This window comes from Arthrobacter koreensis, from assembly GCF_035792275.1.
GTDB lineage: Bacteria > Actinomycetota > Actinomycetes > Actinomycetales > Micrococcaceae > Arthrobacter_B > Arthrobacter_B koreensis_A.
In genome coordinates, this window is sequence record NZ_JAMWKK010000010.1 from 23,607 (window position 1) to 37,001 (window position 13,395).

Sequence of the window (13,395 nt, forward strand, 5' to 3'; positions counted from 1 at the left end):
GCCCCGAACCCCTACCGCAGGAGAATATCCACAGCCCGCGAACCCCCAGATGACCCCACCGGAACCCGCTCGAGCGTGCCGGACCGGTTGGCGGCGTCGTCGCGCAGGATCTCGGTGACCGACCCCAGGAACCGGGACAGATCCACCTTGTCCTCCGGGGCCGCGAGCAGCAGCTGGAAGCCGAACTCGTGCAGCGCGTTGATTGACGCCTCCGCGAAGGACAGCGAGGACTTCACGAACGCCTCATCCATCATGACGGTGCCGTAGGTGCTGAAGCCCTGGGACACGATGCCCAGCTGGTACGCCAGCGCCGACGCCATGATGAACGCGGTGAACCGCTGCCCCTCGCCGCCGGACATCAGCGACGCCTGCAGGTTGGTGAACGACTGCCCGTTCGCGAGCTTGTTGGTGCAGGTGATGGTCACGTGCGCGCGGACGTCCAGGACCTCGGCCCGCCAGCGGCGCTCCTGCGGGTCCTTCAGCTTCTCCACCAGGCCCTCGAGCGCGGCGTACCGGGCGTCCATGTCCGCCTTGTCCTGCCGCACGCCCATCATCGGCAGCGCGTTCTTCAGTTCCATGCGGAACTTGTGCGCGTCGTCCGGGACGGTGGTCTTGACGTCGATCTCCAGGTGGCTGTCCACGTGGTACGGCACCCGGCGCAGCACGGAGTTCAGCGGCAGCAGGCGCGCGGAGATGCTTCGGCGTTCCTCGTCGAGCAGCTGCAGCAGGTCGCTAAACCGCTCGTAGGTGCGGTTGTTGAAGTACTCGCGGAACTCCGACTCATGCTGCGGCAGACCCTCGGTGACAATGTCCTCATACCGGCGCACGTACTCCTCAGCCGAGTCCACGCCCGTGCCGAAGTCCGATCCCCACTTCTCGCTGTATGTTTCGAACGTGCGCTCGAGGCGGGTGCGGGTTTCCAGCAGCGTCTTGTCCAGCCGCGCGGCGTCGGTGAGCAGGTTCCGCTCCACCTGCCCGGCGGCGTCGTTCAGGTGCACGACGTCGGTGATCTCGCCGAAGGGGGCGAACAGCTCATCGAGCTGGGCGCGCAGGTCCTCCGCCAGGGCATCCGGGCCGCGGCCGGCCAACGTGTCCCGGCGTTCGGTGGCGACGGTGAGCTCGGCCTCGAGCCGGGCCAGGTCGCCCTTGAGCACGCCGATCTTCTCGGTCGCGGCGGTCAGGTCCAGCTCCGCGGTGTCCAGCTCGAAACGGATCTGCTCCAGGTCCGCGTTGGCATCGCGGGCTGATTCAAGGCGCTCGACGGCGGCAGTCACCGCGGCGCGCTGCTCCTCGGCGCTGATCTCCTCGAACTCGCGGGTGTCTGCGGCAACCTTGCGGACGGCGGCGAGCCGGCGGATCAGGTCGTCCTGCTCCGAGGCGTGCTTGCGGGAGACGACGTCGGCCTCCTCGAAACTGGCACGCAGGGCCAGCAGTTCCGCGGCGAGGGCGGCGACCTTGTCCTTGTTGTCGAAGCCCAGCACGTTGTCCGAGGCCTTGGTGTGCCGGTCGTCCTTCTCCGTGGTGGAGGAGTTCCGCTTCACGGCACCGCCCAGGCTCACGCCGCGGGAAACGCGCGCGAGATCGTCCGGGTTCTCGACGCACTCGAAGTCGTAGTGCGCGGTGATCTTGCGGGCTACCCAGTCGCCCATGGCGGAGTCGTAGGTGCTGAGCTTGGTGATCAGGTCCCGGGGTCCCGGCTCGGCGGGGCCGTCCACGGGGATGCTGACGTCGATGCAGCGCAGGAAACCGCGGAGGTTGGTTTCGCTGAGGTAGCGGGTGACGGCGGGCATGTGCTCGCCGGGGACCAGCAGGGCGGTGGAGAGCGGGCGGAGCACCCGTTCGGCGGCGGCGCGCCACTGCGCGTGTTCGGCCGGAACGTCGATCAGTTCGCCGGCGAAGGGCATCTCTGCTTCGTCGATGCCGGTGGCTTCGCAGATCCGGGCGCGCTGTTCCAAGCTTTCCGGGCGGATATTGCTGCGCCGGCGGCGGAAGGACGCGATCTCGGTTTCAAGCTTCGCGATCGAACCCTTCAGGGCCCACGCTTCGCCGTGCGCGTCGGAGCTGCGCTCCCGGGCGGCGTCGACGTCGGCGTTCAGGGTCTTGATCAGCTCATTGGCGCGGCTGCGGGCGGTGACCAGCCCGGCGGGGGAGAGATCCGTGTCGATGCCGGCGGCACGCAGGTCGGCGCGGAACGCGTTCTCCACGGTTTCACGGGAAACCAGCTGCGCCTGCGCGGCCGCGACTTCGCGTTCCAGGGTGGCGATCGCGCCGCCGCCCTCCTGCGTGTAGCGGGCGGTCAGCTCGGCGACCTGCTTCTTGAGCTTGGTGCGCTGCTTCTCTGCGGCCTTCAGTGCTTCGCGGCCGGTGGATGCGGCGGAGGTGAGGCGGTCGACGTCGCGTTCGTGGCTGGCCAGCGCCAGACGACGGCGGTAGGCGGGCAGCCCGTCGGCGGTGAGGGTGCGGACGCGGTCCAGTTCGGCCTTCGTGGTGAGGAACAGCCGATGCTGGTCCGGGACGTTGGCCAGGTGATCGCGCTGCTGGCGGGCGCGTTCGAGCTGGCGGCGGATGCTGCGCAGGTGGCTGAAGTCCTCCACAGCCTCGTCGGCGGCGGTGAGGGTTTTGGGGGTGTCCAGGACGTGGTTGCGGAAGAAGTCGTTGACCGTTCCGCCCAGGCCCTTGCCGGTCTGCAGGATGCGCAGCAGTCCGAAGGCCTTCTCGTCGTCCACACTCAGGGCGGTGCGGTACCGCTCGGCGAAGAGTTTGTGCGAATCGAAGATTTGCGCGCCCGGGAGCAGGGATTCCAGGGCACCCTTGGTGAACCGGCCGCGCATGCCGGTTTCGAGGGAGGGAATGTCCAGTGGACGGTTGTGCACGGCGTAGAACCGGCCCACGTGGTGTTCGGTGCCGGTCGCGGGCAGGTCCATGAGTACGGAGAGGCTGGTGATTTGGCCCAGACCGTTGTCGAAGGTGAGGCAGACAGCGGACCAGGTGGCGCCGGGGCGCTGGTAGGCGGTGCCGTCGCCGGCTTCTCTGCCCTGGGTGCCGAGCCGGCCGCGCATGTAGGAGAACGCGGTGCGCTTTTCCTCTGCGGCGGTGCCGCCGTTGTTCTGCGCTGCCTCGTTCATCTTGGGCCGGGCGTCCATGACCTGCAGGATCGCGTCGAAGATGGTGGACTTGCCGACGCCGGAGTCACCGGTGAGCAGCGTGCCGGCGCGGTCCACGTGGATGGTGTGCGCGCCGTCGAACGTTCCCCAGTTCACGATCTGGATCCGGGAGAGCCGGTTCTGTCCGGGGTTGATCAGGTCCCCCATGGGGAGGGTGGTTTCGATGCTCATGCCGGCTCCTCGCCGTCGTGCTGTGTTTCAGGAACCGCGTCTTCAGCGGCTTCTTCGGCGGGCGCTTCGTCAGGCGTCTCCGGTTCCGCCGGGGCCTCGGTCAGCGAGTTCATGTAGGTGATGATGTCGCCGATGTGCTCGTACGGCAGGGCCAGCGGCAGCGCGTTGGAGATGACCCAGACGTCGTCCAGTTCGGTGGGCAGCAGCAGGCGGCGTTCGGTGACGAGCTTGCGGATGGCGGCGTCGGCCAGGTCTTCCACGCCCTTGGCGTCGTGCGCTTCGGGGTCCACGTACTGCTCCAGGACGTCGAGAATGTCCTGCCGGGCGATGGTGGCGTCGTTGCCGGTGCCCGAGTGACGGTCGAGGACCAGTCGCATGCGCAGCAGCAGCAGGGTTTCCTCGCGGGTCATTTCGCGCTGGCGCTGCAGGGCGGTGGTGTGCGGTTCGGCCATTTCCACCGGGCGCAGCAGGGCGACCTTGTGGTCCTCGTCCACGACCAGTTCCAGGAACAGTTCGCTCAGCCGGACGCGCAGCTGCTCCTGGTTATCCACCACGGTGTTGTACACGTTGTCCGAGGAGTTGGCGTCCAGGTAGGGCCCGCGCAACAGCCGGATGAGGGCCTGGCGCAGCTTCAGCGGCAGGGTGCCGGTGTCGCCGGGGAACAGTTCCGGGCCGTCGATCAGGACGTCGCGGGCGGGCTGGGGGTAGTCGTCAAACTGAGCGTCCTCGTCCAGCTCGTCGTGATCTTCGGTTTCGGCGGTGGGGTTTTCGATCATGGCTGGGGGCTTTCGGCGACGGTGAGGACGGGCAGCACCGCGGTGCGGGAGCTGCCGTCGATCTGGAGGAAGGGGATGGTTTCGCTGGCGGCCGTCGTCGTGCTGTTGCTGTCCCCGGTGGGGGCGGCCGAGGCGAGGAGCGCGCGGATGCTGTTGAGGTGGCGGTGTTCGGCGGGCAGTTCGGCGAAGATTTCCGCGACGGTGGCGCGGCCGCGGCGGCTGCCGGCCCGGATGATGGCGTCGCGCAGTATGCGGCGGTCGGCCTTGGGGGTGCGGGCGGCGCGGTGGATGTCCGCTTCGGTGAACGACGGCGGTGCGGACAGCTTCCGCGGTGCGGCGTGCTCGGCGGGGTCGTAGGTGCGGACCATGCTGAGCGATTCAAACGCGGACGCATAGAGCTTCGGTGCGGGCACGACGGCGGCGCGGCGGCGTCCGCGCGGTGCCTTGTGGATGGCGGTTTCGGCGGCGCGGATGAGTTTGCGCAGCTGGACCGATTCCCGGTATTCGTCGCTCTGGACGTAGGTGTGAAGGGATTCGGAGAGCCGGCCGTAGATCCGCTGGATTTCGGCCGCCTGTTCGCGCATGTCGCTGATCATCCGGTACAGGGCCTGCCGGTCGCCGGGGGTCATGGCGTCGGCGAAGTCGCGTTCCAGGACCTGCGCGATGGCGTGCCGGAAGCGTCCCTGCTGGTCGGCGTCGTTCAGGAAGGCGGTGAAGCCTTCATAGGTGCGGCCTTCGCTGGTGCTGCGCAGCCGCTTGTCCGCTTCGAGGATTTCGCCCATGGTGAGGCCCTTGGAGGCCTGCGCTTCGACCATTTCCTGGCGGAGGGTGTGCAGCATTTTCTCGAGGCCGTCGCGCATGCGTTTGAAGTCGGCGGGCAGGGCAGCGGCGAGGTCCAGGATGTCGCGGGCGGCTTCGACGGCGGTGTCGTCATCCAGGGGTGGGGGAGCGTCGCCGGCGCGGAGAGACCGGATGAGGTCTTCGCGGCGGGCGATCTCTTCTTCGAGGACGGCGATGCGTGCTTCGGGGTCGGGGTTGGATTCGTGCGCCAGGGTTTCCACGCTGGACAGGAGAGTGTTCAGGCGGGAGGAGTTCAGGCTGGTGGTGTCCCCGGTGAAGCCGTCCAGGTAGGAGAGGAACCGGACGGCGGGTTCGGTGAGTTCGTAGACGAAGCGGCCGTCGGCGCGGGGGCGGGCCAGGAAGCGGCGGGCCACCCAGTCATCGGCGTAGTTCTTGCCGGTCCAGTCTTCGCGCAGGCTCTGCCCGTTGAGCCTGAGCTGCTGCAGGAATGAGTCGGTGATGCTGTGGAATTCGTCCAGGGGGATGCGCGGGCGGGTGCGCGTGAAGGCCTCGCGGAACAGGGCCAGGACCCAGGGGTTCGCGTTGGTGAGTTTCCAGCCGGGCGAGGCCTGTAACCGCTGCAGCTCCGCCCAGCGGGCCACCGCGTTTTCTGTGAAGGACATGCTGCGCTTTCCGCCCGGAACGAAGGGGTAAAACGGGCCTGTCTGATTTTAGCTGAGGTGCGGGAGAGCGGATGGTATCTGGGAGGTTCAACTCGATACAGCGGACGCTCCGCTCCGCGTCGTAGAGCACCGAAGGATGTGACATCGCCACGACCGTAATCGTTCAAATCTCTATCCTGCGAAACCTCCATCTTGTGGATCAGCAGGGCACCGGGTTTACTGCTGATCCTCCAATGTACCGACGGGCGTGTCAGCTCGGGGTAGAGGCCTAACGAGTATCGTCGTGGATGGGTCAGCGTCTGCAGCCCACGCCAATGTCGGCAGCTCAGCGCCGTCGAGGCCATCGAGTTCGAGGCGGACCTTGCCGGCCAGATGTGCAGAGTTGATCGACTGCCCGTTGGCGATGGCGGCGTAGAACTGGGCTGCGTAGTTGATTGCGTCGCCGTCGTTGATACTGTCGGCCATCCCGATCGCGAACGGCACCACGCACTCGACCAGTCCGTCGATCTGTGACGCAGATTTACAGGAGTTCAGAAGGACGAGTAAGGGCGGGGCATCTGTGGCCGCGATAGCCTTGGCAAACGCCCGTGCAGTGACGACGACGCCCACATGCGGCTCGTCTTGCTCATCTTCAAACACGATTAGGGCGGTGTTACTGTGACCGGAGAAGTGCACCACGTGGGGGCGGAATCTTGTGATCCCATCAAGTAAGTCGTGCGTGGTTGCTGCTGGACGTACGTCTAGCTCGATCTGATCGCGGTGCAGAGCCGATTCAACGGCCGCACGTATACGCTTTTGCTCACGGCCTACGCGCAAGTCTCCTTCGGAGGAGGCACCGAGAATGAGGACTCGGAGCTTTTCCGGCTTTGGCTCGGGCACCAGACGAAGTACGTGGCCCACTGCCGATTCCGTCTGGCTGATTCGCGCGTCCAAAGCAGCGAATTCCGTGGCGGCCCGTCGCCTTGCCTGCTGCTGCTCACGTTTTCGCTTCAAGTCGGCCGCGTCAGTCTCTGATTTTTCGGCGCGAGCCAGTTTCGTCTGCAACGCAGATTCTTCCTTCATGTATCCGGCGGCTCTCGTCTGCCAGCGAGCGGCCTCTTTTCCAGCAGTCGCAGCCTCCTGGTCCTTTCGCTCGGCCTCGCGCAGCCTGCTCTTCGCGGTCGCCTCGCTAGTGGACTTTGAAGCAGATTGTCGTGCTTTTGCGGCTTCGGCACGCCTTGCGGACTCTTTGGCCCGGAACTCGCCTGTCTTCTTGTCGGCCTCAACACGCTGTTTGCGTTTGCGTTCGAGCTGACCACGGTACTGACTTGCGCTCATCTGCTGTCTCCTCGCCTCATGACATCTCCTGAGACCCACAGTATGCGAGAGCACTGACATTGCATGGCGACCGCTGGCGGGTGGACCCAAACTCTGCGTCGGCCCTAGGTACTGATACGGATGCCTGGAAAATTTGGCAGAACAACTCCAGGATTAGCCTTCGTAGAGTACATATGCGTAGTTCTGCATCCCACTGCCACGATGGGGATAACTTCGTCGAACACCTCATCCGTCGAGCGCCGACGCGTCCTTTTTGTTCCAGGGTGACCGTCCGCCCGCTGTCGCCCAGCCTTCTATGTCTTTTTCTAGCCCGGGTCCGGCACTTCGACCATACCCACCAAGTCCACCGTGCCCTGCGCGGGGCACGTCTCCTGCCAGAGCTGGATCATGGCTTCACCAGAGAGGACCGTCGCGCGTTCAGATGTTCCGGCCAAGCTCATTACGCAAGCGCGGAACCGTTCCTTAATCAGCCTCCAAATTTTCATTGTCGACGAGCTCGAACGGCGTGGTCGCGGGGAGATGGAAGGGGTTGTCCTCGACCGTGCTTCGGGGTCGGGGTTGGATTCGTGCGCCAGGGTTTCCACGCTGGACAGGAGAGTGTTCAGGCGGGAGGAGTTCAGGCTGGTGGTGTCCCCGGTGAAGCCGTCCAGGTAGGAGAGGAACCGGACGGCGGGTTCGGTGAGTTCGTAGACGAAGCGGCCGTCGGCGCGGGGGCGGGCCAGGAAGCGGCGGGCCACCCAGTCATCGGCGTAGTTCTTGCCGGTCCAGTCTTCGCGCAGGCTCTGCCCGTTGAGCCTGAGCTGCTGCAGGAATGAGTCGGTGATGCTGTGGAATTCGTCCAGGGGGATGCGCGGGCGGGTGCGCGTGAAGGCCTCGCGGAACAGGGCCAGGACCCAGGGGTTCGCGTTGATGAATTTCCAGCCGGGCGAGGCCTGTAACCGCTGCAGCTCCGCCCAGCGGGCTACGGCGTTTTCTGTGAAGGACATGCTGCGCTCGCGCTTTCCGCCCGGAACGAAGGGGTAAAACGGGCGTGTCTGGTTTTAGCTGAGTGGGGAGGATGCACGTCGCAGGCATACGGCAGGCAAACCTTTCATTGCTGTGGAGGAAGCACCGAGTCTGTTTGAAACTTCCGCTCAGCCTATGGACCATAGATTTCCATGCGCGGTGGTACCTTATTCGGGATGGAATCAATTACAGGCGAGACTATGGGCGCCATGGCGTGTGGGGATGACGTGGCATGACTGGCCCTGTGAAGGTTCCTAAAGATCGAACGGCGCACGCATCAATTCGAGGCTACTGTTACCAATTCGATCGGACCATACTTGAGATACTCGAGGCAGATGCGGAAACTGACGTTCTGGTGGAGGGCCTCGAAGACGTCGACCTCCTCGACCCTAACCAAAAAACGGTAGCAGCAGTACAGGTCAAGTATTGGGCTTCAAAGAAGTACGCGACGCCGCGGTCCATCCATGAACCCATTGAACTAATGCTTAAAGCTTACGTGAGCGGTGCAAAGCACAGCTTTATTTTGCACGCACACTTCGGACTCGAGAGCCACCCTCCGGCAAGGTTCACTGTCGATGACCTCGTCGCATGCCTGACACCCTCGCGGTCAACAAAGCGTCAAAAGGAACTTGGCAAGCCCCTATTGACATATACGAGAGAAGAACTGAGCGGATTCGCGGAGCGACTCACGATCCGCGTGGGGCCAGATTTCGATACACAAAACACCCTTGTTCGAATAAGTCTCGCAAAACACCTGTCAGCAACTGAACAAGACGTGAATGATCTCTACTATGCTGCCGCACTCTCGCATATTCAAGCACTCGCGATGAACCCGAACATAAAGAACAGAAGGATTCGTCGTTCAGATTTCCTTACGTTAATCAATAACAAAGAGGCATTGTACACGCGGTGGCATTCCCAGACGGTTAGCGCAGACGACTACGCCACAGCATTGGCTCGGCGCCTCAAAGATCAGAAAATGTTGAGGCCGACCAAGCGGAAGGCGATTATAGTCACTGTCTCCTCAAATGAAGATGATGTAAAAAGGCTTGCTTGCAGTCTTGCAGAGACGGAATATGGTCCTGGGAAGATTCACACAACAAAACCGTGGACACTAATCGTCGACGGAAGCGAGGATCAAGTCCGGCAGATAAAGCTAGCTGTGATCCGAAATGGGATATCAATAAACGATGGTTATGAGTCATTTGAGTTCCAGCCACACATCTTTGATACCCCACCTGTCATTAATCGACGATCTGGAGGGGACATAATAAAGCTGGCATCATATGCCATCCGGATTATCTCATTTGCCAGTTTCTGTGAGTTTGTTAAAAATGGTTATCGTTTCGATCAAATAATGTCAGTTAAGGGCCTGGAGGATGACTTATGTCGCACCGGAAGCACAAATCCTCCGATCTTTTATCAGGGCCTCAGTGCGGCGCACATTCAAAAGGTAATTGGGGGAAGTTCAAATGGACGTAAATGATATCACCGACCTGGCAAAAGTGGTTGCCGTTGGCCCTGACTTGATCGAGGTGGAAGTCAGCTCCACGGAGGAGTATCAGAACCGCGACGTCCAGCTTGAAATCGGAAGCTATGTGCAGATCTCTGACGATAACGATTCCTGTCTGATTGCGATCGTTCAGAGCTTTAGGGTGAAAGACTCGGTCACCCGCCAAGATGACGCTGAACTGCCCAGGATCAACTTTGTGCTCTCGCTTCAGCCGGTCGGGCGTCTCGAAGAAGGAGTCTTCAAGCGAGGTGGGAAACAAATAACCATACCGCCGCGACGTGTCGAGATTGCCTCCAAGAAGTTGTTGGAAGAAATATATTCAAATGTCGAAGTAGGTAAGCGTTTTTCTTTTGGTCAGTTGGCGCAAGATGAGAGTATTGCCGTGCACCTAGATGGCGACAAGTTCTTCGGGAAGCATATTGGCGTCGTTGGATCAACTGGGTCCGGGAAGTCCTCGACCGTGGCTGCAATCCTTCAAGAGGGAATACGTCCTTCTGCCGAGCAGTCAACCGAGGGGGTGCTCAACAACTCACATGTGATCATCTTCGATCTGCACGGTGAGTACCGCAGTGCCTTTCCAGACGCGCGGACGATTGGGGTTGAAGATCTCAAGTTGCCATACTGGATGATGAACTCAGAAGAGCTCGAAGAGATGTTTATTGAAAGTAACGAGCAAAATTCGCACAATCAAGTTTCACAATTTCGAAACGCGGTAATTGAAAACAAGAAAAAGTATGCGAGCGCTTCCGCCCCTTCCATTTCCTACGATTCGCCCGTTTATTTCAGTCTTGATGAGGTGGTTAACTATCTAAGGAACCTCAACGCCGAAGTTATCGGGAAGGCGCCGGGGGAGGGGAGTAGGCCGAAATTCAAGGACGGAACTCTCGTAGATGATCGTTCAGCAGTGTATTTTGAGGTGCCAAGGAGCTTTGTAGAGACTAGTACTGCAGGTGCTACCAAGGCTTCTAACGGCCCGTTTAATGGTGAGTTCAATAGATTCCTAATGCGGTTGGAGGGGCGGCGGAATGATCGGCGCCTGGATTTTCTGCTCGCGCCCCAGGATCATGAGGGGTGCGAATATAAAACCGAAAATCTGGGAGCTCTGCTCTCTCAGTTCATGGGGTACGGCAAGGATCGAAGTAACGTAACGATCTTAGATCTCAGCGGTATCCCTTTCGAGGTCCTGAGTGTCGTTGTATCTCTTATCACTCGCCTGATATTTACCTTTAATTTTCACTTTAAGAAAGTGAGGAATAAGGGGTCGCAGGAACTGCCGTACCTCTTGGTGTACGAAGAGGCGCATAACTACATACCGCAGAGTGAAGGTGCGAAGTATGGGACGGTTAAGCGGGCGATTGAGCGTATTGCTAAAGAAGGACGAAAATATGGTATTTCTCTGATGATAGTTAGCCAGCGACCTTCAGAGATCTCGGAGACTGTGTTCTCTCAATGCAATAACTTCGTCGCCATGCGGCTTACAAACCCGGCAGATCAGCGGTATGTGAAGAGGCTCCTGCCCGACAACTTGGGTGCAATTACGGACGCTCTGCCGTCCTTGGAGCGTCAAGAGGCGATTGTTATCGGAGACTCGGTTACCGTGCCATCGGTCGTTAAGGTTCACAGAATAAAAAACCTCCCCGACTCCCACGACATTAATTTCCGCACTGAGTGGAAGCAAGATTGGTTGGACGTCGAGATTGCCGCTGTGACCGCAAATTGGCAAGATTAACCGTGGCGGCGCCGTGCCATAAAGCCGGCGCTGGCCGCGGCCGCCACCGAGGCCTCCGCAGCGATTGACAGAGACCAGGCAGTGCAGAGACACAACCAGATATCTCTTTTGAGCGCGTCGCCCGGACCACCATGCCCAAAGCCGAGTTGATTTGACCGAGCACGAAAGCATCGATGCCCACAAAGACTCGATGGCACCCTCCGGGAACAGGCGGTCTTGGGTGTATCTGGTGGTCTCATTGCACTGGGTTGAATTGTTGGCTGGGGCGCCTGGCACTTCGACGCCCCGCTAAGGTGAACGGCATGACGTCCCTGCCAGATCACGGAACAGTCCCCGCCAGATCACGGTAAGTCGCAAGGAGATCGCAAATAACTTGATATTCTCCCCTGATGGAGCTTGAACGAGACGAACGCGGCGAGCCGGCCACAAACCGCCTGAATTACACGGCCTATCGTCTCGGCAGGGCGCTCGACCGGTTCACCGAAAACCTGGCACTGGCTCACGGCGTGACGCTGTCGCAGTTCCTCGTGCTCCAGGTGCTGGGTGAGGGGCTGCCGCTCTCCAACGCCCAGCTGGGACGCAGGACCTTCGTCAGCTCCCAGGCCGCGCACCTGGTGGCGAACGAACTCCTCGAGCTCGGACTCGTGGAACGCGGAAGCCACCCAACCAACCGGCGGATCCGCCTCGTCCAGCTCACCGAAGCAGGCTGGGACGTTGTGGAGGCCTGCACGCAGGAACTGCGCGACCACGAACAGCGCCTCACCGGACTCATCGGCGAGGACCTGGGCAACTCAATTGTCGGCGTCCTTGACCACGCCGCCGAGGTCCTTGCAGGTGGCTACTTCGGGGACGATGAAGCGGAAGCGGCGGCAGTCTCCCGCCGCCAGATCACCAGCCGGCCGCGGCACGTGCCGTCCCGGCTGGCGGCCAGCCGCCTGAAAGGCCTCAATCGAGAAGCCGACGGCGCCAGCCCGGGTAGCTGACAAGCACCCTATTTCGACGCGGACCGCGTCCGGACCAGCACAACGACCAGGCAGACAAAGGCGCTCACCGCAGAGACGGCTAGTGCCACCCGGCCCGAGCTGGCATCGATCACCCAGCCCATCAGCAGCGCCCCAAACGGCACCATGCCGTAACTCCCCATCGTCATCAGCGACATCATGCGCCCAATGAACTGCGGCCGGACCGACTCCTGGGCGGCAGCGTTCACGATCCCCTGGTAATAGCCCACTGCAATGCCTAGAGCGGGGGCGGCCGCCAGGAACAACAGGAGCGTGGGGGCCGCGGCATTCAGGGCCAGCGCCGCTCCGAAAATGCTGGTTGCCGCAATCATGGACCGCACCGACACACGTGGCCTCCGGGCAGCCAGGATGCCTCCGAGTACCGCGCCCACGGCGTTGAGAGTGTGGACAGCTCTCACCGCTCCGGCATCACCACCGTAGGAGAGATTCACGGTTGAGGTGAGTACCAGCCCAAAGTTCATGGCCAAAAGAGAAATCACCACGTTGACCACCAACAGGGTGTTCACATCCCGGCTGTGCCGGAACGTACCCGACGCTGCCGCCCCAACCGCTTTGATGCCTTTTACATCCGGGTGTCGCTGGGCCTGGGACGACCGCCGATGCAGCTCGTCCGGACGGATCCGCAGCCGCGACGCGAACACCAGCAGGTAGGCAGCGGCGTTAATAAGGATGCAGGCGCTGGGTCCGAGTCCCTGGAAAGCGAGTCCGGCTAGCGCCGGGCCCACCGACCGGGCCGCGGCCAGCGAAATGGTGCTGACGGATGCAGCCTTGGACAGGCCGTCCGGGCCGACCAGCTCGAAGATGATGGTCTGCGCAGCCACCCGTTCAAAGGCCTGGACCGACCCCAGCACCCCCACCATGGCGTAGAGCAGCCACAGATCCGGATCCCGGGTCACCACAAAGACCAGGCTGGCGGTGACAACGGCGGAAGCCAGCGACGTCGCCAGCAGCACAGTGCGCGGTGCCACCCGGTCCAGCAGCCGCCCCGCAGGTATTCCAAGCAGGAAGATCGGCAGGAACTGGGCAATGGTGATGCCGCTTAGCGCCTGGGCACTGCCGGTAGCCCCCAGGACCACCAGCTGCAGCGCGAGGTTCTGGAACCAGACGCCGGTGTTGGAGAGGACCTGACCGGTGAAGTACCAGGAGAAGTTCGGGTACCGGAACGGGCCCGCCGGCCCCGCGCCGCTACCCACGGCGGGGCCCGGCCGGGCAGCAGAGGCAGCGGAAACGGCAGC

General features: G+C 62.1%; 9 protein-coding genes. 3 read left to right on the forward strand and 6 right to left on the reverse strand.

The genetic code is table 11. From position 1 onward, the window contains the following. Positions 1–11: 11 nt before the first annotated feature. From NGB94_RS10940 to NGB94_RS10960, 5 genes are all read right to left on the reverse strand, one after another. A complete protein-coding gene (locus tag NGB94_RS10940) occupies positions 12–3,335 on the reverse strand; it encodes an ATP-binding protein (RefSeq protein ID WP_325790670.1) in 3,324 nt (1,107 codons plus the stop codon). After that, on the reverse strand, positions 3,332–4,111 hold the full coding sequence (locus tag NGB94_RS10945) for a DUF4194 domain-containing protein (protein ID WP_325790671.1): 780 nt from the start codon (positions 4,109–4,111) through the stop codon (positions 3,332–3,334). Before NGB94_RS10945 ends, NGB94_RS10940 begins: the two co-directional genes overlap by 4 nt. Continuing rightward, the gene (locus NGB94_RS10950; RefSeq protein WP_325790672.1) at positions 4,108–5,574 is read right to left on the reverse strand and encodes a DUF3375 domain-containing protein; all 1,467 of its coding nucleotides are present in this window, start codon (positions 5,572–5,574) and stop codon (positions 4,108–4,110) included. Before NGB94_RS10950 ends, NGB94_RS10945 begins: the two co-directional genes overlap by 4 nt. Positions 5,575–5,790: 216 nt before the next feature. Further along, on the reverse strand, positions 5,791–6,891 hold the full coding sequence (locus tag NGB94_RS10955; RefSeq protein WP_325790673.1) for a hypothetical protein: 1,101 nt from the start codon (positions 6,889–6,891) through the stop codon (positions 5,791–5,793). A 305-nt stretch (positions 6,892–7,196) separates the two neighbouring features. After that, complete coding sequence (locus NGB94_RS10960; RefSeq protein ID WP_325790674.1) at positions 7,197–7,877, reverse strand: DUF3375 family protein; 681 nt, start codon at positions 7,875–7,877, stop codon at positions 7,197–7,199. A 251-nt stretch (positions 7,878–8,128) separates the two neighbouring features. On the opposite strand from NGB94_RS10960, the gene NGB94_RS10965 reads away from it, so the two are divergent. The 3 genes from NGB94_RS10965 (at position 8,129) to NGB94_RS10975 (ending at position 12,121) form a co-directional block, all read left to right on the forward strand. After that, positions 8,129–9,382, forward strand: a complete 1,254-nt coding sequence (locus NGB94_RS10965; RefSeq protein WP_325790675.1) for a hypothetical protein — start codon at positions 8,129–8,131, stop codon at positions 9,380–9,382. Next, positions 9,369–11,138, forward strand: coding sequence for an ATP-binding protein (locus NGB94_RS10970; protein ID WP_325790676.1), 1,770 nt, complete (start codon positions 9,369–9,371; stop codon positions 11,136–11,138). The genes NGB94_RS10965 and NGB94_RS10970 overlap by 14 nt, the downstream gene beginning before the upstream one ends. A gap of 389 nt (positions 11,139–11,527) precedes the next feature. Continuing rightward, the gene (locus NGB94_RS10975) at positions 11,528–12,121 is read left to right on the forward strand and encodes a MarR family winged helix-turn-helix transcriptional regulator (RefSeq protein WP_325790677.1); all 594 of its coding nucleotides are present in this window, start codon (positions 11,528–11,530) and stop codon (positions 12,119–12,121) included. 8 nt (positions 12,122–12,129) lie between these two features. Here the strand turns inward: NGB94_RS10975 and NGB94_RS10980 are convergent, their stop codons facing one another. Then, on the reverse strand, positions 12,130–13,353 hold the full coding sequence (locus NGB94_RS10980; RefSeq protein ID WP_325790678.1) for an MFS transporter: 1,224 nt from the start codon (positions 13,351–13,353) through the stop codon (positions 12,130–12,132). Positions 13,354–13,395: the final 42 nt, after the last annotated feature.

Bases quoted from the DNA above. Each gene is read 5' to 3' on its own strand.
- NGB94_RS10940 (WP_325790670.1), bottom strand. From the start codon at position 3,335: ATGAGCATCGAAACCACCCTCCCCATGGGGGACCTGATCAACCCCGGA.
- NGB94_RS10975 (WP_325790677.1), top strand. From the start codon at position 11,528: ATGGAGCTTGAACGAGACGAACGCGGCGAGCCGGCCACAAACCGCCTG.
- NGB94_RS10970 (WP_325790676.1), top strand. From the start codon at position 9,369: ATGGACGTAAATGATATCACCGACCTGGCAAAAGTGGTTGCCGTTGGC.
- NGB94_RS10945 (WP_325790671.1), bottom strand. From the start codon at position 4,111: ATGATCGAAAACCCCACCGCCGAAACCGAAGATCACGACGAGCTGGAC.
- NGB94_RS10955 (WP_325790673.1), bottom strand. From the start codon at position 6,891: ATGAGCGCAAGTCAGTACCGTGGTCAGCTCGAACGCAAACGCAAACAG.
- NGB94_RS10950 (WP_325790672.1), bottom strand. From the start codon at position 5,574: ATGTCCTTCACAGAAAACGCGGTGGCCCGCTGGGCGGAGCTGCAGCGG.
- NGB94_RS10960 (WP_325790674.1), bottom strand. From the start codon at position 7,877: ATGTCCTTCACAGAAAACGCCGTAGCCCGCTGGGCGGAGCTGCAGCGG.
- NGB94_RS10965 (WP_325790675.1), top strand. From the start codon at position 8,129: ATGACTGGCCCTGTGAAGGTTCCTAAAGATCGAACGGCGCACGCATCA.